Origin of the sequence: Vibrio sp. TRT 1302 (assembly GCF_050113875.1) — a bacterium.
Taxonomy (GTDB): Bacteria; Pseudomonadota; Gammaproteobacteria; order Enterobacterales; family Vibrionaceae; genus Vibrio.
In genome coordinates this window covers 406,770-427,556 of sequence record NZ_JBNJOF010000001.1, presented here as the reverse complement: position 1 = coordinate 427,556, position 20,787 = coordinate 406,770, and the positions used below count along the sequence as shown (strand labels likewise).

Here is a 20,787-nt window from a genome sequence, read left to right as displayed (position 1 = left end):
ATTAATCCACTACATTTGTGTGGGAATAGTTGGCAAGGAGAACGGCATGAACACAAATGTAAAACCAGAATCTGTATTGATTGAAGACGAAGTGAAGAAGAGTTTAGCAGTAGCCCAAAAAAATGGTGATGACGAAACTGCTCAAATTCTGAAAAACTGGCTTGTAATACTCCCAACTTTCGGACCATTAGTAGGTCAGGTAGGACCTGTTATTTACTCTCCTGAAGAGCTAGAAGATCTATTTATTAAGCTTACGAGAGAGTATAGGGCGCAGTTCCTCAATGAGAAAAGTGCTGGTAGAAAAATCACAGCAGCTATAACAGCAGGAGCCATTTTACTAAATGCAGTAGGGCCTTATATTGCAATGATGTAAAGTAAGGGGATGATTAGAGTGCAGCCAATTGGCTGCACTTTTTTCATGCCTGCTATAAACGCCCATGCAAACTATTCACCAAATCGAGCTCTCGACCCACCTAATCCGCGCTCCTCTACACCCGCCTGCGAGGTTTTTGTACCACTTTTTTCGCACTTTTGGAGAGGCGCAATTCCACAGCCCTACAAGATAGCCATATCAGCGTTGCAAGCCTTATGTAGCAAGGGAGCGAGCAGCTAACTTAGTGGAGGGGAATGCGCATATAATCGTTGCATATTGAATTTCAGTAATTGATCAAAATTGAAAAAAGATCGCGTTTAACGATCGGGTGGAGTTTTTGTTGTTGTTTTAAATCGTTGATAAATAGATTTTTTTATAGATTTGGTCACAAATTTATTGAACTGGTGATCTGTTTCGACGATCTGGTGTGGTTTGGGCAAAGCCTCATACCATAAGGGCTCTGAGTGAATATAACGGGAACATAATTTTTTCAAATTTGAAAAAATAATAAAACGAGGTAGATGCACGGAGTACTATATTTGTTGAAGGTGTGCACTACCTCCTAGGATGGTTATTTTTTATAAGTACCCATATCGTCAAGGACTTCTTGTGGGTACAGCTCGCGACATAAATCAAAAACAGCACGAGAATAGTTGGATCGTATTTGTGCTTCTAATGGCTCACTGAGGCTAAGAAGAAGATTGCAGTGGTCAGGGCTTAAAACGACTTTTACCATTTCATTGTCGACGACTCCTGTTTGGTGTAACCGCTGTAATTTTGCAAACACACCGATAAATGCCCTTCTTGCAGTATCAATCATTTCGAACTTTAATGATTCTTCAGATGTGAGGGAGCTATCATTACGTTTTTTAAGTAAATCGCCGTACACTTTAGCGAAGTTCTCTTCACCTTCAGTTCGTCGAAACATAGTTAAGCTAATAATGGTTTCTCTCATTGTTGGTGACATAATTTCATTCATGAATGGGAGAATAATTTCCAAACACACCGCTTTTCGTTGTTGTTCAGCCATTTCAGTATGTGCTTTGGTGGCTCTCGCCATTTCTTTCCTGCTTTCGATAAGCTCTTCATTTTGCAGATTAAGGGCTTTTTCTTGCATCCTTAAAGCTTGGTTTTGAAGCTGAATACTAATAATTACCGCGATAAGAGCGAAACCTGAAAAGAATGCGTCCGCAGCACCAAACATGCCGCCATATGGAGCGACTCGGACTATTTCGTCTCCACTTATGACACCAAATAGATGCAAAAAATAAGGTATTGAACCAAAACAAGCCCATAAAATCATGGCTGCGATAAAAACACCTACCCAAGATATCTTGCTTTTCATTCTGTTCCTACAATTCTAAAGTGCTGAATAACCAAGTATTTCACCATGTTTTCAGTAGTTTGAAAACAAAGTGAAGTTCTGAGTTTTGGTTATTGAGATATCTAGCCACTATTGATGATTAAAAAGAGGGGGGGAGTCAAAGGTAATGATTGTTCCCTATATAGCTTAAGCGGCGGTATTCAGGCTACTTTGGTCTGCTACTCAGCGAAACTCACCTAAACTATTAGTTTAACGTAAGGAGGGGGTGAGAAATGTGTGGCAGGTTAAATGTAATTGATAATCCGCTTTGTCGTATCGTCTGCGAACAGGTCGGTGTCAACTTCCAAACAACCACCAACCATGACCTAAGGCCGACCCAATATGTATCTACAGTTGGCATACATAACAACGAACTGGTTCAGCTTGATTTGTTATGGGGTATCAAGCCTTCATGGGCTAATCGCATCATAATTAACGCACAAGCAGAAACGGTTGCGGTTAAACCTACGTTTGCACAGGCTTTTGAATTTAATCGTGTAATTGTTCCATGTTCTGGCTGGTATGAATGGCGAGAAGAGCAGGGCAAAAAGGTGAAGTACCTCTTTAGCAGTGAAAACCATGAGCCATTCTATATGGCGGGAATTGCACTAGAAGGTGGTAGCAAACTAGTAACTTTAACAACTAAACCCAACGAACAGTGCAATGGATACCATCACCGTATGCCGCTTTTCATCCCCAAAAAATTTGTAGTAAATTGGGTCAGTGGACCCAATACGTTAGCCAAAAAACTTCTAAATAGTGAGTTTGATCATGGGCTATCCATCAAGAGAGCTTAAACACTTGTCGCCACTCTATCGCCATGGCGGCAAATGAATGGCTATAACCTATTGATTTTTAAATGGAAGAATTGGATGTAAATCTTAAAGGAAATGACTTTCATTGAGTTCCCTTTTTGGCTATTTGAATTCTTGTCTGGCCAATACTAGCATCAAATAGACGAACGGTGGAAAGCCGATAAAGTTACTTGGTGTTTATTTAACATATTTTTAAACTTTCGTTTTATAACCGATTCAAATGTGGTGTAATTCGTCTGTGCCTTTGGGCTAATTAACCCTCTTCAAAACACCGAGTTTGCTAAAAGGATGTATTATGCGAACGTTATCAGTGCAGTGGAAAATCACGCTCTTAGCGGGTTTCTGCCTTCTTATCACATCTCTTTCATTGATCGGCTTTTCTGTCTATAACGCTGTATCAAATCAGCAGCAAATTAAGCAGCAAAGTTCTCAATCTGTGATTAATAAGTCCGAACAGATTGTTGAGACACGCGCCTTGCTCAATGCCACAGAAGTTACTCAGTTTTTGAACGAAGCTCTCTACCGTGCAGAAATGCTGGCATCCAGTGCTATGTTTCAAAAGACGTTAAGTGAAGAGAATTTCGGTGACAGTGAAGAGCTGCGAACCGCTTTAGATGAGATGGTGCGCCGTTCTGTATTGAATTTTGAGACCATTCAGGGTGCCTACCTAGTATTTCGACCAAATATGCTCGATAACGAAGACAGCAATTACGAGAATGCTGAGTATGTCGGTTCCAATGAAATTGGTCGCTTTGCTCCTTACTGGCTAACATCGCAAAATGGTGAAAACGTTGTGGCTAATGTGCTGTCAGAAGCGGTATTGGCTGATGCGATCAATAGTGAACGCTTTTATTGTCCTATGGCGTCCAGCACCGCGTGTGTGACCACTCCGAGGTTAATTAGCCAAGATGGGACTACTTTCTTAACCAGTTCAATTTCTGTCCCGCTCATGCTCGACGATACTCCCGTCGGTTTTTTTGGTATCGATTTGCGTCTTGATAGCCTAACAAATATCGTTGCGGAGTCTGACCAACTGCTTTTCTCTGGCACGGGTTCGATTAATTTAGTTAGCCTCGACGGTTCTTTAATTGCGAGCGATGATGTGACTCAAACCGTTGGTCAGCCTTATAACAGTGATATTCTCTCAAGCGACCAATTGACCGATTTGTTGTTTGGCCAAGAGGTGAAAACTCAGTGGAGTAGTGATGGTAACTGGCTGAATGTTTTTGCGCCAATCATGGTGGCTAACCAGACATGGGGTGTGTTGTTTGATATGCCGCGTGAGAGTGTATTGGCTGATGCGGAAGCACTGGATACCATTATTAGTGAACAAGTGGCTTCGAGTGTAAAAACTGAAGTGATTGCTGGTGCCGCTTTGATGCTGATCGGTCTTGCTACTATCGCGGTCACGGCGTCACGTTTAGTGAAACCTATCCGAGAAGTGGTGGTACGCTTGAATGACATCGCTTCTGGTGAAGGCGACTTGACGCAACGATTGGAAGTTAAATCTCAAGATGAGATTGGCCAATTAGCGATTGGGTTTAATCAATTCCTTGATAAATTACAGTCAATCATCAGTGATGTGGTGGACACGACGCTTCAGATCGGTACGACCACACACCAGTCTCGTGTAGCCGCACAGCAAACTCGAACCAGTAGCGATTCACAGTTTAAAGAAGTTGACCTCGTGGCGACTGCTTCTGAAGAGATGACTCAAACCGCTAGCCTAGTGGTTCAAAATGCTGAAGTCGCCGTGAGGGCAGCAGAGCAGGCTAATGAAGCCGCTGCAACGGGGCAACGTGTTATTGAGCTGTCTCAGACGGAAATGGTTAGATTAGTTGATCGTATGACAGCTGCGGTACCTGTTGTGGAAGAGTTAGCAGCAAACAATGCGAATATTACGGACATTCTATCGGTTATAGAGGGTATTTCTGAACAGACTAACTTGCTTGCTCTCAATGCCGCTATTGAAGCCGCTCGAGCGGGGGAACAAGGGCGGGGTTTTGCGGTTGTAGCGGATGAGGTCAGAAACCTAGCCAGCCGTACTCAAGAGTCAGTGGGTGAAATCCGTAAAGTGATAGAGAACGTGCAAAATGGTACGCGGGACGTGGTTAAGGCAATCCAAGACGGAAATGACTTAGCGAACGACTCAGCTCAGCAAGTTCAGAATGCGGCAGCAGAACTTAACCAAATTTTTGAAGCAATCGCGTCAATCAATGATATGAACTCGCAAATTGTCAAAGCGGCTGAAGAGCAGCAATCTGTTTCCGCGGAGGTCAATCAAAGCGTGAGTAATATTCGTGATTTAAGTGCTCAAATCTTAACTCAAGCCGAAGAGTCGGAGATGGTAAGCAGGCAAATTGGTGACTTGTCTGATAAACAGCAGCAGTTGGTCAATCAATTTAAAGTGTAGCGCTGAACCTTGATTCAGATAAATGCGAGAAGGGCTTCGAATCATCGAAGCCCTTTGTTCATTGTTTGTCGCAAGATCAGCTTATCCAATCGGTATTGGTCTCATCGCCCTTAATCTGCGTGAGTTTGTCGTAATCTCTTCTCAATATCCGATTGAACAATTTGCAGAGCTTTTAAAGCGATAGTTGGATCTACTTCGTTGCTTTCTAAGAGGTAAATAAGATCAACCGCCAGTTTGATTTCATCCGGAGCGTTTTCAAGTCCTTGATTGGTCGACGACATTATTGGTTCCTTTCACGATAGGTTATCTGCTTTTCAACTTTCAGTTTGGCTTCTTGGCAGCGTTTAAGTCTCTGCTCGGTAGCAATCAAAGCTTGCTGGGCCGCTTGCTGTTGAAACGGAGGGGCATATTGTAGAGCCAGCTCCTTGTCTCGAACCATCTCAAGTAAGCGACGCTCCCACTCCTGATGCTGAGCAAGATTTTGATATAACTCGTTGATTGGTTTTTGAAAGTAGCTTTTATGCTTAGGCTCTTGTTTACGAATTTTTGTGGTTGCGAGTTCTCGTTGTAGCGCGCTTACTTGTGAAAGCAAACGCTCCGTTAGATATTCCGCTCGCAGTGCCGTTAGTTTGCCGGCGGCCTGTTCTCTAATGATGCTTTCAAGAGTCCCTTGAGTCTCTTTAACACATGGAACGAGCAATTTGGAACGACTTTGGAACAGTCGTTCGTCAAATAGTGGCTGGTGGTGCTCGCCCCTTTTGCGGTCGAGTGCAGCAGCATCGACAGCAAGCTGCTCTAAGGTTGATTGAAGCTGATTGAATTTGCTCATGGCGTTCTCAACTATAGATTAACAAACCAAGCTTCGTAGGCCAGTTTGACGGCTAAGATACTTACGACTGTAACAAAAACTGGTCGGATAAACTTGGCTCCGAATCGTATTGCTGAATGTGCGCCGACGAAAGCTCCTGCCATGAGACAGAGACCCATAGTCAATCCGAGTACCCAATCGATATGCCCCAGAATTGCGAAAGTAATTAGAGAAGTAAAATTACTTGTGAAATTCATTGCTTTGGCTAGCCCCGAAGCAAGAAGAATATTGAGACGATACAGGGCCATTGAACTGACTGTCCAAAACGCGCCAGTACCAGGGCCTGCAACACCGTCGTAGAAACCTAAAGTCAAACCTTGGGCGTACTGTTTTTTGTTAAGTACTGGACAAGGCTGAGGTGTATCGTTCTTTACCGTGCTAGGGGTTTTATGCCAAATGGTATAAATAGCCGCGGCGAGGATCACCAATGGCAGGATTTTTTCCAACCACTGTGTACTAATGAGGTCTACCACCAAGGTGCCGATAATTGCTCCGATTAAAGTCGAGAAGAAAGCACGTTTCCAGCAACTTGGCTTAAATAGCTTCTTACGGTAGTAGGTAAAAGCCGCGGTTGATGATGCAAAGGTGGCGGCTAATTTATTCGTTCCTAACGCAATATGGGGTGGTAAACCTAATGACAGCAATGCAGGGACGGTCAGCATACCACCCCCACCAGCAACAGCATCGATAAACCCAGCAAGGAAAGCAACCAGTGCCAACACCAACAGCATGGTTGGCTCAAACAATTCCATAAAATAGTTCTTCTTATATAAATACGGATACTTATTCGATGATCCGCTTGAATGGTGGCAGTGAATCGAGTAAGGCGCTGCCATAGCGTTTGGTGATCACGCGACGATCGAGAATGATGACTTTACCAGAATCCCTCTCTTTACGCAGCAAGCGTCCGACAGACTGAATTAATTTTTTACTCGCTTCAGGAACCGTGATCTGCATGAAAGGATTTCCCCCTCGACTTTCTATGTATTCAGCGTGTGCCTGCTCTACTGGTGAAGTAGGTACAGCGAAAGGGATTTTGGTAATGATCAAGTTCTCTAGTAGTTCACCAGGTAAATCTAATCCTTCAGAAAAACTGCCAGTGCCAAATAAAACGCTGGTCTTTTGGCATTGAACTAAGGTTTTATGTTTTTTGAGTATTTCTGAGCGTGACTCCTTGCCCTGAACTTGCAGTGCCCAGCCTCTTTTTACGAAATCTGTTGAGAGGGCTTCTGCGACTTGATTCATCTGCCAGTATGAAGAAAACAGGACTAAATTGGCTTTTTTGTCTTCAATTAAATCAGGCAGTTTTTCAATCAAGTGTTCAGTGAATTGTGGTGCTTGCGGCTCATATGCCATTTTAGGGACATAGAGCTCAGCTTGATTCTGATAGTCAAAAGGCGATGCTAAAGCCAAAAATCGCACACCATCTTCGCTCTTTTCACTGATGCCTGCTTGGCGACAGAAAAAGCTAAACGAGTTTAAAGCACGCATGGTGGCAGAAGTGAGTACCGCGCCAATGCAACGACTCCAAAGTTGCTGGTCAAGTTGCCAGCCTACTTCTAAAGGTGAAACGTTGACGATGAAGTCACCTTCACGCTCGGGGCTAACTTCCAACCAGCGAGCTAACGGCGCACCTTTTTCCCTTTGTGGTTCGGCCATTAGGTTCCATACCTGAGCGAGATTATCCATACGTTGGATATAGAATCCCAGTTCAGCAAGAGCTGGCTCTGCCAATCGATTTGAAAGTTCACCCTCTTTAACTCGTTCGGCAATCAGATCTGAAATTTTTGCGACTGCTAGCGAACCTTTGTGGCTGAGTTTTTTGAGTTCTTTAGATTCCTCTGTGAGCCACTGAGGCAACTCGCCATTCTCAAAACGATAAATATTTTCTTCAAAATGGGCGGGATCAAAGCGAGTTGCTAGCTGAGTTAACGATGGGATCAGTTGCTGAATTGAGTCTTGTAGCTCGTTTCGAAATCGAGCGACACGTTTTTCGTCTGCCATATTGGCAAATTTTGTCACCGCTTGGTTAAGGCGCTCTAGCCAGCTAGCCGCGCCCTTCAGGCTCGCTGCGGCAGAAGAGTGATCTCTGGCTACGTGCGGTAGGTGATGTGCTTCATCAAAAACATAAATAGTATTTTCTGGTTCAGGAAGAATGACACCACCACCAAGGCCCGCATCAGCCATGACTAAGCTATGGTTGGCGATGATGACATCTGCTTTATCCATTTCAGAGCGCGCTTTTTGAAACGGACAGTTGCGATGCGCCGGCATACTATTGTTGCAGCTATGTTTATCGCTAACGATTAACTGCCAAATATCATCGGCTATTGGTTTAGGCCATGAGTCTCTATCGCCATCCCACTTATTTTGCGCTAGCGAACGGTACATCGTTTCGAGTTGTTCGATATCTTTCTTCTTAGGTTTTGTCTCGAACATGGCTAACTGACCACCATCAACGCCGCTGGCGGTTGCAAGTTTCTCGGCACAACAATAGCGCTGACGTCCTTTCGCTAAAATAAAAGAGAACTCACGATCAGTCAGGCGGCGATATAAAGGTAAATCCTTATTAACCAGCTGTTCTTGCAAAGCCACTGTCGCAGTAGAAATGACCACTTTTCTATTGTTATGGATAGCGACAGGGATGGTCGCCATTAAATAGGAGAGGGACTTACCAATTCCAGTCCCCGCTTCTGCAACGAGCATACGGGTAGATTTGTGATACTCGCCACATAATGTTTTCGCTATCTCCGCAACGAGGTAATTCTGAGCTCGACGAGGCACAAAGTTTTCAAGCTGAGATTGGAGGTTTTGATAACTCGTACGAATGGATTGTTGGATTTTACTGGTATTCATATTGTGACCTGTATTGCGGGTAGCGCATCATAGCACAGTTTGCTAAACGCTACTTAGTTCACGAAATAGAATCCTTAATAACGAAATGTGGATCTTCTTCACAAAAAAAAACTGAACCTTCAGATACTTACAATTAATTCTAAATGTAAAAAATATATCACGCCAAACTTAGGATTTGGCTGGAATAATATTCTAATTTTTATGTTTTGATACGTTATTTTAGGTTTTATATGCTGTATTGATGGTTTGTTAAGTTTTCGCTACAGCGAGGGTGAAAGTTATGAAGTCGCTCGAAAATTGCTCACGAATTTATGTAACTGGTTGATTTTAAATAAATAAATGTTTTTTTATTTCCTGCTTTTAGAATATTTGACACGCCGAATAATCTTTTGCAATCTAGACCTCGAAATTTAGTGACGTTGATATCCAACCCATTAGAGGAAGGAATCATCATCAAAAAACATAAAGGGAACCGGATAAGGATTTCCCATTCTATAGAAAAGGCAGTGGATTATTATGAAAAAGACTCTAGTAGCTCTAGCTGTGTTAGCAGCAGCTTCTGCAAACGCGGGTAACCTATACGAAAACGAAGCAACTTCAGTTAAAGTTTCTGGTGAAGTTGATACAGTTATCAAAACTCTTAAAACTAAATCTGCAGGCGCAACAGTAACTGACGAAGATGCACAAGTTTACGCTTGGGCAAACGTTCAGTTTGATGTTGACCACAAACTTTCTGATTCTGTTACAGCTTTCGGTTCTTTCGAAATGGAAGCAGACAACGGCAAGGAAGTTAAAGTTGACGACGCTAAAATCGGTTTCAAAGGCAACTTTGGTAAAGTAACTTTTGGTGAAACTGGTTCTTCTTACGCAGTTCTAGAGAAAGCTGAACTAACTAACGAAGGCGCTGACGTAGACGTAGTTTACAACAGCTCTGAGTCAGATGGTCACGGTATCCGCTACGAAATCACAGTTGCTGATGCTCTAAGCCTATCTGCGGATCTTCAAACAAACAAAGACCAAAACACTGATAACGACTGGGCAGTTTCTGCAGACTACGCAATTGCTGATTTCACAATCGGTGCTGCATACCTACAAGCTAACGAGAAGAACAAAGGTTACGACCGCAACTCAATGGGTCTATCTGTTTCTTACGAAGCGAACGGTCTTTACGTAGCAGCTACGTACACTCAGTACGAAGGTCAAGGTGACGTAAACGTTGAAGGTGGTGATTCTACATACGAACTACCAGATCACGACGGTAACACTTACGCTCTAGCAGCTTCTTACTCTTGGGATGCTTACAAAGTATACGGTGCTTACCAAGTACTTTCTGCTGACAAAGCAACTTCAGGTGCTAGCCTAGACGCAGACCTAGACAACTACTACGTTGGTTTCGAGTACGCAGTAATGTCTAACCTAACAGCATTCGTTGAATACAACGTAGCTGAACTATCTGGTGGCAGCGTTGCTAACAAGCAAGAAGCTGACTTCGCAGCTGCAGGTCTATACCTAACTTTCTAATCGAAAGTCAATGACCTACAATGAAAACCAGCGCTTAGGCGCTGGTTTTGTTTTATTTAAGGATGGTTACAAATATGAAGTCAATTGTTATTTTTTTAATGGTACTAATGTCAAGTGCAGTTCAGGCGGCTCAGCTATCTGCAGAACGCGGATTTAAAGTCCATACTATCAATGGTCAAGTCATCGAGGATAGTGCTAAGAGCCCTTACGCACTGCATTCTGGTGAGAACCAAATTGTCTTCTCTTATTCTGGAAACCTTTCTACAGGTACAAGTTCTGAACTTCTAGATACTAAACCTTATATTCTTACAATAGATGCTGATAAGAACAGTGCGATTGAAATTGAACTCATTAGCCGTAAACACAAACGTGTAGCAAGTGCGATCGAGAAAGATGCGCCTTGGTTTGTTGTGTATGATCAAGACAAAGAAGTTGAAACGTTCAAGTTGGATCTTCTGCCATCTAAGAAAGGCTTTTTCCCTTACGCGGATATCCCAGGTCTAGTGGTTGCCTACAATAAAGAAAACAAGATTTACTTCTCGGAAGGTAAATTGGTGGATTATGATCAGTTAGAGAAAGCGACCAACTCTAAGTTTATTAAGCTTCAGTCGCTTTACCTAGAAGCATCTCCAGAAGAGCGCAAACAGTTCCGTAAATGGATCATTGATATTGAGTAATAGTTAGAAAGCTCCCTAAGGGAGCTTTTTTATTGGAAACATTTCGAATGATTCAACGCACATTCAACCGCGTCTACTAATGCTTCTATATGCTCAGGTTCACTAATGAACGGCGGCATCATATAAATCAGTTTGCCAAATGGGCGGATCCAAACCCCTTTCTCGACAAACAGTGCTTGAATCGCTTCCATATTGACTGGCGTTGTGGTTTCAACCACGCCGATGGCACCAAGCCAGCGAACGTCTTCAACCAACTTGTGCTGCTTTAATTTAGGCAGTAACTCAGAGAAAAGTTGCTCAATTTGCTTTGTCTGCTGTTGCCATTCATTTTGCTCTAGCAGCTCCATGCTGGCAGTTGCGACTGCGCAGGCCAACGGGTTGGCCATAAAAGTAGGGCCATGCATAAAGCAACCTGCATCTCCGCCACATACAGTATCCGCTACGTCGCTTGAGGCTAGCGTTGCTGATAACGTCATGTAGCCACTCGTTAATGCTTTACCTACACATAGAATGTCAGGGGATATCTGAGCGTGCTCACAGGCAAACATTTTCCCGGTACGACCAAACCCTGTAGCAATTTCATCTAGAATCAACAGAACGTCAAACTCATCACATAATGCTCTAACACCTTTAAGAAATTGAGGATGATAGATTCGCATTCCGCCAGCTCCCTGAACGATAGGTTCTAGGATCACAGCCGCTATTTGAGAATGGTTTTGAGCGAGTTTGTGCTTAAAGTCTGCTAAATCAGCTTCATCCCACTCCTCCCAGAAGCCGGTCTTTGGAGAAGAGGCGAAGATGTGTTCAGGCAGAAATCCTTTATACAAAGAATGCATCGAATTGTTAGGGTCTGTCACCGACATTGCAGCAAACGTATCACCATGATAGCCATCTCTGAGTGTTAGAAACTTCGGTCGCACTTGACCTTTTGCATGCCAATACTGCAACGCCATTTTCAAGCTGACTTCCACCGCGACTGAACCCGAATCGGCCAAAAAGACATGCTGAAGATTGTTCGGTGCAAATGAGAGCAGCTTTTTACACAGGTTGATAGCTGGATCATGAGTGATACCGCCAAACATAACGTGTGACATTTTATCGATCTGGCTATGCGCTGCGGCATTTAGGTGAGGGTGATTGTATCCATGAATCGCAGACCACCATGATGACATGCCATCAATTAGCTGCTCACCACTCTCTAATTGCAGCATGACGCCTTTGGCGGAAACAACTGGGTAGCAGGTCAGAGGTGTCAGCGTTGAAGTATAGGGATGCCAGATATGACGGCGGTCGAAAGCGAGATCCATGTTCAGTTCCTGAAATCTTGATGATTAAAAAGTAATCAAGTGTAAACTTTTGAAATTGCTGGGTGTTGACAGTCTACCTTGTGTCAGTAGACTAGCCAAGTATTCGAACTGACAATAATTAAAGGAAGCCCCGTGGAAGTACGTCACAACTGGACAGTTGCTCAAGTTAGAGAACTTATGGATAAGCCATTCATGGATCTTCTATTAGAAGCGCAACTGGTGCATCGTCAATATCAGCAGCACAATCATGTCCAAGTCAGCACCTTGCTTTCGATAAAAACAGGCGCTTGTCCTGAAGACTGTAAATATTGCCCCCAGAGCGCAAGATATACGACGGACGTAGAGAAAGAGCGTCTGATGGAAGTCGAGCGTGTTTTAGATGCAGCGCAGAAGGCTAAGAATGCAGGTTCGACCCGCTTCTGTATGGGAGCCGCATGGAAAAATCCAAAAGAACGCGATATGCCGCATCTGACCGATATGATTAAGGGTGTCAAAGGAATGGGGTTAGAAACCTGTATGACGCTGGGCATGCTGACTTCGGATCAAGCGAAAGCTTTAGCCGACGCGGGGCTAGACTACTACAACCACAACTTAGACACTTCGCCTGAATTCTACGGCAACATTATTACTACTCGTACTTATCAGGACCGCCTAGATACACTTTCTCACGTTCGTGATGCAGGCATGAAGATATGTTCTGGCGGTATCATCGGTATGGGTGAAAATGCCAATGATCGTGCAGGCCTGCTTGTTGAGCTGGCAAACTTACCAACTCACCCAGAGAGTGTGCCAATCAACATGTTGGTGAAAGTGAAGGGTACCCCACTAGAGAAGGTGGAAGATGTTGAACCATTCGATTTTATCCGTCTGATAGCGATTGCTCGAATCATGATGCCGAAGTCTGCGGTACGCCTGTCTGCTGGTCGTGAGAACATGAATGAGCAGATGCAAGCGCTTTGCTTTATGGCGGGTGCTAACTCCGTATTCTATGGTTGCAAACTGCTGACAACACCAAACCCTTCTGAAGACAAAGATATGCTTCTGTTCGATAAGCTTGGCATTAATAGCCAGCAAGTGTCTCAGAAGCCCGATGAAATCGAAGAGAATGATCTTCTTGATCGAGTTGTGGAACGAGTGGCTGCGCGCCCGACGAAAGACGACTTATTCTACGATGCAGGCGTTTAATACTCGAATTGCTAAAGCCCTCGAGCAACGTAAAACTCAGGGGCTAAGCCGTACTTTACTCAATATAGAACAAGGTAATCGTACCCTATTAGTTCACGAAGGTAACCGTTACCTTAATTTTTCGAGTAACGATTATCTTGGCTTGGCCGCGGATAAAGAGCTAACCAAAGCGTGGCAGCTCGGCCTAGAGCGATATGGCAACGGTAGTGGGGCATCGCCATTGGTGACGGGTCATAGCTCTGCTCATCGCGATCTAGAACAGAGTTTATGCCAATGGCTGGGGTTTGAAAGGGCGATATTGTTCAGCTCGGGATTTTCTGCCAATCAAGCCATGCTATTTGCATTATTAGAGAAAGATGATCTGCTATTACAAGATAAGCTCAATCACGCCTCACTGATCGAAGCCGGTATGTTGTCGGCTGCGAAGATGAAGCGTTTTAGACACAACGATGTCGACCACCTTTGCTATTCCATTGATGGCAATACTTTGGTCGTCACAGAAGGTGTTTTTAGCATGGATGGTGATTTATCACCATTGGCAGATATCTATTCAGTGACACGTAAAAAAGCCTGGCTCGCGGTTGATGATGCTCATGGTATTGGTGTGCTTGGTAAAGATGGTCGTGGCAGTTGCAATCATGCGGGGATTCAGCCTGATTTGTTGGTAGTGACCTTTGGTAAAGCATTTGGTCTATCTGGAGCTGCAATTATGTGTAGCCGTGAGGTGGGGGACTATTTAACTCAGTTTGCACGACATCATGTCTATTCCACCGCGATGCCCCCTGCACAGGCTGTGGCATTAACTCAAGCTATCGATATGATTCAACATCAGTCATGGCGAAGAGAAAAATTGTTAGAACTCTCTGAGTATTACCATTCTCTGTTAGGGAATGAACAAGGTTACTGCGCAACTCAAACTCCGATTAAGCCATTTATTCTTGGTAGTAGTGAAAAGGCCATCAATATCGCATCACAGCTCAAAGCTAATGGCATCTGGGTGACGGCGATCCGTCCACCTACAGTTGCTGTTGGTAGTGCTCGACTGCGCGTGACTCTCACGGCTAGCCATGAAAAAACACACATACGCGCATTGGCAAATCAGCTAAAAACAGCTTTGAAGGAAGTGGATTAATGGAACAAGCGGTATTGATTGCTCCTGAACGTGTTAACGACAAAGCAGCGATTGCTGATGCATTCGGCAGAGCAGCCAAAACGTACGATCAACATGCAGAGTTTCAGCGTGATGTGGGCTTACGTTTGTTGGCAAAAATGCCCCAAGATCTTACTGGCAAAACGGTATTGGATTTGGGATGTGGAACCGGCTATTTCTCATTAGAACTGATAAAACGTGGTGCGACGGTGATCTGTTTTGACCTGTCACAACAGATGCTCGACACCGCTAAACAGCGATGTGGTGAGATTGCTAAGTACTTGCAAGGAGATGCAGAAGCGCTGCCATTTGAAAATCACAGCATTGATTTTGCGTTTTCCAGCTTAGCGCTACAGTGGTGTGATGACTTATCCGTCCCACTTCGTGAGCTGCGTCGAGTGATAAAACCGTTGGGTTCAATCTATTTTTCGACTTTACTCGACGGTTCTCTAAACGAGCTAAAGCAAGCGTGGAGCAAAATTGATTCATATCAACACGTGAATCAATTTATCTCAGTCAATCAGGTAAAAATTGCGTTAGCGCAATCTGAATGCCATACGCATCAACTAGACTTACCGACCATTACGGTTTGGTACGAGACGGCATTTTCTTTAATGCGTGATCTTAAGGGCATTGGAGCAACGCATGTGGGCGGCAGGGCAAATGGCTTGACTGGTCGCCAAGCGTTACAACGTGTCGAACAAGAGTATCAAACAAACCGAAATCATCAGGGTCTTCTACCTGCAACATATCAGGTCTGTTTAGGGGTTATTCATCTATGATTGATGCATTTTTTATTGCGGGTACGGATACCGATGTTGGAAAAACAGTTGCGTCTAAAGCGATTTTAAACGCGCTAGCGGAAAAGGATTTAAAAACCATAGGCTATAAGCCTGTCGCCGCGGGTTGCGAAAAAACGGAACTTGGATTGCGAAATTCGGACGCGCTCTATCTGCAAAAAGCCGCAACGTTGGAAGTGGCGTATGATGACGTCAATCCATACGCACTAGAGTTGCCAGCGTCACCACATATTGCAGCTAAGCGAGAAGGTGTCGTCATCGATTACTCCGTACTGAGTGATAAGCTGTCACAGCACAAGAAAAATGCGGATATCGTGTTAGTTGAAGGCGCTGGCGGTTGGCGCGTACCTGTATCAGACTCTGATTGTTTGTCAACGTGGGTGCAGCAGGAAAAACTACCGGTTGTACTTGTGGTCGGTATTAAACTTGGCTGTCTTAGCCATGCAATGTTGACGCTCGATGCAATCAAAGCGGACGGTTTACAAGTCATCGGTTGGGTTGCAAACCGAATCAACCCAGGCACAGAGCACTATGCTGATATCATTGAGATGCTAGAGCAAAAAATTGATGCGCCTAAAATTGGTGAAATACCTTACGTTCCAAGCGTGAAGCGCCAAGGGCTTGCAAAGTATATTGATGTGACGCCTCTGCTAAAGGGCGAGTGTTAGAGATATTAAAAGGGCTGCCATTGGCAGCCCTTTTTGCATTTGGTCAACAGCATTATCGCTCTTGATTAAGCCCCATCAGCGCACTTTGAGTCTCTGCAATACGTTTTTGTGTTTGATTGTCTACAGAGATACCTAACTGCTGCTTTGCCTCATCTTCTGAGATACCTAAGTGGCAGCACAACAGATCAATAGCCATTTGATAGTCGTTAGTTTCAACCATGATTTTATCCCTTTGTCCCATAGAATGGATCTGTAGTAAATCTAGCATGTTTCATTTGACTCTCAATACGACCAAAGTCTAACGCCTGGTGGTGTTGAGAAAGCTGACGATATATTAGGGCGCTAATCCATTGATTGTAATGAGATTGAGAAATTTGCTGCATCCAGAAATCAAATGTTTCAATTTGCTGCTTAACCTTGATATTAAAAGGGATAGACTATATCTATTAGGTAAAGAACAAGCTGGTCGTGATTTGAATGCACCAGCGCATATAAAAAGCTTCCGTTTTTGGAGAAAAGTAATGAAGCGAGTAATGTTATTCCTTGTAACCAACTTAGCTGTTGTACTGGTATTAAGTGTTGTTCTCAACATTGTGTATGCAGTGACAGGCATGCAACCAGGCAGCCTTTCTGGGTTACTGGTGATGGCCGCGGTATTTGGTTTTGGTGGTTCGTTTATCTCATTGCTAATGTCAAAGAGTATGGCATTGCGCTCAGTGGGAGGCATGGTTATTGAGAGTCCGCGTAACGAAACAGAACATTGGCTGCTAGAAACTGTGCGTCGTCAATCTGAGCAAGTGGGTATTGGCATGCCAACGGTAGCTATCTATGATTCAGCGGATATCAATGCTTTTGCAACAGGTGCGAAACGAGATGACTCTTTGGTTGCGGTTTCGACGGGTCTATTGCACAACATGACTCGTGATGAAGCAGAAGCGGTGCTTGCGCACGAAGTCAGCCATATTGCCAATGGTGATATGGTTACCATGACCCTGATGCAAGGTGTTGTAAATACCTTCGTTATCTTCTTGTCTCGTTTTATCGCTAACATTGTTGCGTCGAACGACAATGAAGAAGAAGGCGGTAGTAATATGATGGTCTACTTTGGTGTCAGTATGGTACTAGAACTCATCTTCGGCTTCCTAGCGAGCTTTATTACCATGTGGTACAGCCGTCATCGTGAATTCCACGCAGATTCAGGTGCCGCACAGTTGGTTGGTAAGCACAAGATGATCGCAGCGCTAGAACGTCTTAAAGTAAGTCATGAATCACAACTAGAAGGCTCTATGATGGCATTTGGCATCAATGGTAAGCGTTCAATGACAGAACTACTAATGAGCCACCCTCCGCTAGACAAACGTATTGCTGCACTGCGCAATTCTTAATCTGCCGCTATAATTATTTGAAAAGGCTTGGTTTATAACCAAGCCTTTTTTTGATCCGTTTGAAAAATCCTACGTACAAAAGCCATAAGTTATACAAAATCATTTTTGTACAACTTTAATTCGTCATCTATGATTTGCATGTTATACAAATAAATTTAATGTATAGCTTTTAGGGAGTGACATATGGATGTCCAATCTGTAAGCAAGGTTTATCAACAACTGAACAAGGAGAATCTTCACCTTCTGTCGGATGTTTATCATCAAGAAGTGGTGTTTGAAGATGCAGCCCACCGCTTGGAAGGTTGGGATGCGCTTGAACGCTATTTTGAGACGCTCTACAAAAACGTGACACGTTGTGATTTTGAGATTCAGGAGCATCAGCAAACGGATGATAGTGGGTTTCTCACCTGGCGAATGGCATTAGAGCATCCAAAATTATCAAAAGGAACGGTGATTTATGTCAATGGCGTTAGCCATATTAAGTTTTCTGAAGGGCGAGTCATCTACCACAGAGACTATTTTGATTTGGGTGAAATGTTGTATGAGAACCTACCGTTACTTGGCTCAATTATAAAAAGCATCAAGCAGAGGTTAGGCAAATGAACTGCGTTCTGATTACAGGTGCGACATCCGGTATTGGCTATCAGTTAGCCAAAGATTACGCTGAAAATGGCTGGCATGTTATTGCTTGTGGACGCAATACTGCCGTTCTCAATGAAATGGTCCAGACGTCAACGTCGATCTCTTCACTAACCTTTGATCAAACAAACCTTGAGCAGACCAAAACGGCTTTGTCTCATTTGCCGATTACGCCCCAGCTATGGATATTCAATGCGGGTGATTGTGAGTACATCGAAGATGGGCAGTTGGACGCTGAACTCATTAAGAGAGTTTTCGATATCAATGTGATTGGTCTGTCGAATGCTATCCACGCGTGTCAGCCGCATTTCAGCGCGGGGCATAGGGTGGCGATTATTGGCTCTATCGCCAGTGAAGTCGCATTACCTAGAGCGGAAGCCTATGGTGCGTCAAAAGCTGCGGTCAGCTACCTCGCTAGAACTTTACAGCTGGACTTAAAACCACAGGGCATTGATGTTTCGATCGTCTACCCTGGCTTTGTGAAAACACCACTCACAGATAAGAACACCTTTGATATGCCAATGTTGGTGTCTGCGCAACAAGCATCCCAACAGATTCGTAATGGTTTAGCGAAGGGTAAAGGCCATATTTATTTTCCAACTAAATTTACATCAATTTTGCGATTGATTGGTGCATTGCCATACCGTTGGCAAAATGCTCTGACTGCAAAGTTGCTCGCCCAGGGATAGAGGTAAAGATATGAAAATCGCAATTATAGGCAGTGGAATTTCTGGATTAACGTGTGGTTATTATCTTAGTCGTGACCACGATATAACCTTGTTTGAAGCGAATGATTATATTGGTGGGCATACCGCGACGGTTGACGTCGAACTTGAGGGGAGTCGCTATTCCGTTGATACGGGCTTTATTGTTTATAACGATCGAACCTACCCGAACTTCATCGCCTTGATGAATGAGATTGGCGTGGAAGGAAGACCAAGCCAAATGAGCTTCAGCGTCCGAAATGACAGTAATGGGCTTGAGTATAATGGTCACACACTAACCACCTTATTTGCACAGAAGAGAAACTGGTTAAATCCTAAGTTTTACTCATTTATATTTGAAATATTGAGATTTAACCGACTAGTCAAAGAGTGTGTTGATCAAACAACGGGCGAGAACACCTTAGGTGATTTCTTGACCTCTCACCGTTTTAGCGATTACTTCTGTGACAACTATATTCTCCCAATGGGGGCGGCCATTTGGTCTTCAACTCTCGCAGATATGAGAGCGTTTCCGCTTCAGTTTTTTGCGCGTTTTTTCTTAAATCATGGACTGCTTGATGTGACAAACAGACCTCAATGGTATGTGATTAAAGGTGGCTCTAGAGAGTACATCAAGCCATTGACGAAAGGGTTTGCGGACAAGATTCGACTCAATAGCTCGGTGGAGTCAGTGAGTCGTGATCAAGCTGGGGTTACGGTGAGAGTTAATGGTCAAACCGAACGTTTTGACCAAGTGATTTTTGCTTGCCACAGCGATCAAGCAAAGCATTTGTTGGCTGATATCAGTTCAGTAGAGAGCGAAATCTTATCCGATTTAGCCTATCAGCCAAACGAAGTAGTTCTTCACACGGATGAATCTTTGCTGCCAAAACGAAAAGCGGCATGGGCATCATGGAACTATTGGTTGGATGGTGGTGAGCAGGAGCAATCTCGACCACCTACGTTGACCTACAATATGAACATCCTACAGCACATCCAAGCGCCAAAAACGTTTTGCGTATCCTTAAACAGCAGCGATCAGATAGACAAAGACAAAATACTGAAAAGTTTTGTTTACCACCATCCAGTGTTTAGCCGCGATTCTATGGCCGCTCAGGCAAGACGCAATGAAATCAACGGGTTGTCTCGGACATGGTTTTGTGGCGCCTATTGGTACAACGGGTTCCATGAAGATGGCGTTCGAAGCGGATTGGATGTGGTGAGAGGAATACGATTAGTCAGTGAAACCCTTCAATCTCAGGGAGCGGCTTAAGATGTCATTGGAACAGCGTAACCATTTGCTGGTTGGAAATGTCCGGCATCGACGTTTTACTCCCATTGAACATGCGCTGAACTATCATCTATTTATGCCTTGTCTTGATCTGGATGATCTCGACTCTCTGCAACAGAGAGTGTGGGGTTTTGGTCAGAGATGGTGGCATTGGGCGAGATTTAAGCGTCAAGACTATCTCGGTAGTGGGGACTTAAAACAAGCGGTATTGAGTAAGGTACAACAGTTGGGTGGAGAACCAATTCAAGGAACCGTGAAAGCGGTTATCCATCTTCGATACTTTGGGATTTACTTCAGTCCGGTGAACTTTTACTACATTTACGACCAACAAGGCCACTGGAGATACTTGCTTGCGGAAGTCAGTAATACTCCTTGGAATGAGCGCCATTACTATTTGCTCGATGCCGATGATCAGAATACTTGGACTCACAGCAAAGCATTTCATGTCTCGCCATTTAATCCGCTTGAACAGCAATACCATTGGAAAATTAAACCACTGGGCGACAAGTTATCTGTTCACTTGGCTTGTCACCGAGAGAGTAAGGAGTTTGATGCTACGCTTAAAATGAACAAACATCCTTTTAATTCAAAAGTATTACTCAAGCACCTGATCGTTACACCCATAATGGCAGTAAAAGTGATGACAGGGATTTATTGGCACGCTTTAAAGCTCTGGATTAAAGGTGCACCGTTTTACTCTCATCCTAAATATCAACAGGGGCGGGACAGTTCAACGGATAACAGCGGCGCGGAACTAAAAAAATAACAAAGG

At 43.9% G+C, this 20,787-nt stretch carries 21 protein-coding genes; 14 read left to right on the top strand and 7 right to left on the bottom strand.

Annotation, left to right across the window (positions count from 1 at the left end):
- The first annotated feature begins 46 nt into the window (after positions 1-46).
- On the top strand, positions 47-373 hold the full coding sequence (locus ACQEXP_RS01925; protein WP_426967797.1) for a hypothetical protein: 327 nt from the start codon (positions 47-49) through the stop codon (positions 371-373).
- A 571-nt stretch (positions 374-944) separates the two neighbouring features.
- Here the strand turns inward: ACQEXP_RS01925 and ACQEXP_RS01920 are convergent.
- Positions 945-1,718: a hypothetical protein gene (locus ACQEXP_RS01920; protein WP_239943025.1), complete on the bottom strand. Its 774-nt coding sequence runs from the start codon at positions 1,716-1,718 to the stop codon at positions 945-947.
- Positions 1,719-1,969: 251 nt separating this feature from the next.
- On the opposite strand from ACQEXP_RS01920, the gene ACQEXP_RS01915 reads away from it, so the two are divergent.
- Positions 1,970-2,533, top strand: a complete 564-nt coding sequence (locus ACQEXP_RS01915) for an SOS response-associated peptidase (RefSeq protein WP_426967794.1) — start codon at positions 1,970-1,972, stop codon at positions 2,531-2,533.
- A gap of 313 nt (positions 2,534-2,846) precedes the next feature.
- Complete coding sequence (locus ACQEXP_RS01910; RefSeq protein WP_426967792.1) at positions 2,847-4,964, top strand: methyl-accepting chemotaxis protein; 2,118 nt, start codon at positions 2,847-2,849, stop codon at positions 4,962-4,964.
- A 110-nt stretch (positions 4,965-5,074) separates the two neighbouring features.
- Here the strand turns inward: ACQEXP_RS01910 and rsmS are convergent, their stop codons facing one another.
- The 4 genes from rsmS to dinG are packed head-to-tail and all read right to left on the bottom strand — an operon-like array spanning position 5,075 to position 8,688.
- The gene (gene rsmS, locus ACQEXP_RS01905; protein WP_426967790.1) at positions 5,075-5,245 is read right to left on the bottom strand and encodes a pleiotropic regulatory protein RsmS; all 171 of its coding nucleotides are present in this window, start codon (positions 5,243-5,245) and stop codon (positions 5,075-5,077) included.
- Positions 5,245-5,793, bottom strand: a complete 549-nt coding sequence (locus tag ACQEXP_RS01900) for a primosomal replication protein (protein WP_269377258.1) — start codon at positions 5,791-5,793, stop codon at positions 5,245-5,247. Before ACQEXP_RS01900 ends, rsmS begins: the two co-directional genes overlap by 1 nt.
- An 11-nt stretch (positions 5,794-5,804) precedes the next feature.
- Positions 5,805-6,584: a sulfite exporter TauE/SafE family protein gene (locus ACQEXP_RS01895; protein WP_426967788.1), complete on the bottom strand. Its 780-nt coding sequence runs from the start codon at positions 6,582-6,584 to the stop codon at positions 5,805-5,807.
- Positions 6,585-6,615: 31 nt separating this feature from the next.
- A complete protein-coding gene (gene dinG / locus ACQEXP_RS01890) occupies positions 6,616-8,688 on the bottom strand; it encodes an ATP-dependent DNA helicase DinG (protein ID WP_426967786.1) in 2,073 nt (690 codons plus the stop codon).
- A gap of 516 nt (positions 8,689-9,204) precedes the next feature.
- Between dinG and ACQEXP_RS01885 the strand changes: the two genes are divergently transcribed.
- Positions 9,205-10,209: a porin gene (locus tag ACQEXP_RS01885; protein ID WP_426967784.1), complete on the top strand. Its 1,005-nt coding sequence runs from the start codon at positions 9,205-9,207 to the stop codon at positions 10,207-10,209.
- A gap of 74 nt (positions 10,210-10,283) precedes the next feature.
- Positions 10,284-10,886 carry a DUF2057 family protein gene (locus tag ACQEXP_RS01880; RefSeq protein WP_426967782.1) on the top strand — a complete coding sequence of 201 codons (603 nt, stop codon included), beginning with the start codon at positions 10,284-10,286 and terminating at the stop codon, positions 10,884-10,886.
- Positions 10,887-10,915: 29 nt separating this feature from the next.
- On the opposite strand, the gene bioA is transcribed toward ACQEXP_RS01880, so the two are convergent.
- Positions 10,916-12,193, bottom strand: a complete 1,278-nt coding sequence (bioA, locus tag ACQEXP_RS01875; RefSeq protein WP_426967780.1) for an adenosylmethionine--8-amino-7-oxononanoate transaminase — start codon at positions 12,191-12,193, stop codon at positions 10,916-10,918.
- Positions 12,194-12,325: 132 nt separating this feature from the next.
- Between bioA and bioB the strand changes: the two genes are divergently transcribed.
- The 4 genes from bioB to bioD are packed head-to-tail and all read left to right on the top strand — an operon-like array spanning position 12,326 to position 15,996.
- A complete protein-coding gene (bioB, locus tag ACQEXP_RS01870; protein WP_426967778.1) occupies positions 12,326-13,378 on the top strand; it encodes a biotin synthase BioB in 1,053 nt (350 codons plus the stop codon).
- Positions 13,365-14,510 (top strand): 8-amino-7-oxononanoate synthase, encoded by a 1,146-nt coding sequence (bioF, locus tag ACQEXP_RS01865; protein ID WP_426968034.1) that lies wholly within the window; start codon positions 13,365-13,367, stop codon positions 14,508-14,510. Before bioB ends, bioF begins: the two co-directional genes overlap by 14 nt.
- Entirely contained in the window at positions 14,510-15,310 is an 801-nt protein-coding gene (bioC, locus tag ACQEXP_RS01860) for a malonyl-ACP O-methyltransferase BioC (protein WP_426967777.1), read from the top strand. Before bioF ends, bioC begins: the two co-directional genes overlap by 1 nt.
- Positions 15,307-15,996, top strand: a complete 690-nt coding sequence (bioD, locus tag ACQEXP_RS01855; RefSeq protein ID WP_269377265.1) for a dethiobiotin synthase — start codon at positions 15,307-15,309, stop codon at positions 15,994-15,996. Before bioC ends, bioD begins: the two co-directional genes overlap by 4 nt.
- A gap of 52 nt (positions 15,997-16,048) precedes the next feature.
- Here bioD and ACQEXP_RS01850 read toward each other — a convergent pair whose 3' ends face one another.
- Positions 16,049-16,216 carry a hypothetical protein gene (locus tag ACQEXP_RS01850; protein WP_269377266.1) on the bottom strand — a complete coding sequence of 56 codons (168 nt, stop codon included), beginning with the start codon at positions 16,214-16,216 and terminating at the stop codon, positions 16,049-16,051.
- Between the two features lie 301 nt (positions 16,217-16,517).
- On the opposite strand from ACQEXP_RS01850, the gene htpX reads away from it, so the two are divergent.
- From htpX to ACQEXP_RS01825, 5 genes are all read left to right on the top strand, one after another.
- Positions 16,518-17,381, top strand: coding sequence for a protease HtpX (htpX, locus tag ACQEXP_RS01845; RefSeq protein WP_426967774.1), 864 nt, complete (start codon positions 16,518-16,520; stop codon positions 17,379-17,381).
- 183 nt (positions 17,382-17,564) lie between these two features.
- Positions 17,565-17,984: a nuclear transport factor 2 family protein gene (locus ACQEXP_RS01840; RefSeq protein WP_138970293.1), complete on the top strand. Its 420-nt coding sequence runs from the start codon at positions 17,565-17,567 to the stop codon at positions 17,982-17,984.
- A complete protein-coding gene (locus tag ACQEXP_RS01835; RefSeq protein WP_426967772.1) occupies positions 17,981-18,709 on the top strand; it encodes an SDR family oxidoreductase in 729 nt (242 codons plus the stop codon). The genes ACQEXP_RS01840 and ACQEXP_RS01835 overlap by 4 nt, the downstream gene beginning before the upstream one ends.
- Positions 18,710-18,719: 10 nt before the next feature.
- On the top strand, positions 18,720-19,997 hold the full coding sequence (locus ACQEXP_RS01830) for an NAD(P)/FAD-dependent oxidoreductase (RefSeq protein WP_426967770.1): 1,278 nt from the start codon (positions 18,720-18,722) through the stop codon (positions 19,995-19,997).
- Position 19,998: 1 nt separating this feature from the next.
- Positions 19,999-20,781, top strand: a complete 783-nt coding sequence (locus ACQEXP_RS01825; protein WP_426967768.1) for a DUF1365 domain-containing protein — start codon at positions 19,999-20,001, stop codon at positions 20,779-20,781.
- The last annotated feature ends 6 nt before the right edge of the window (positions 20,782-20,787 follow it).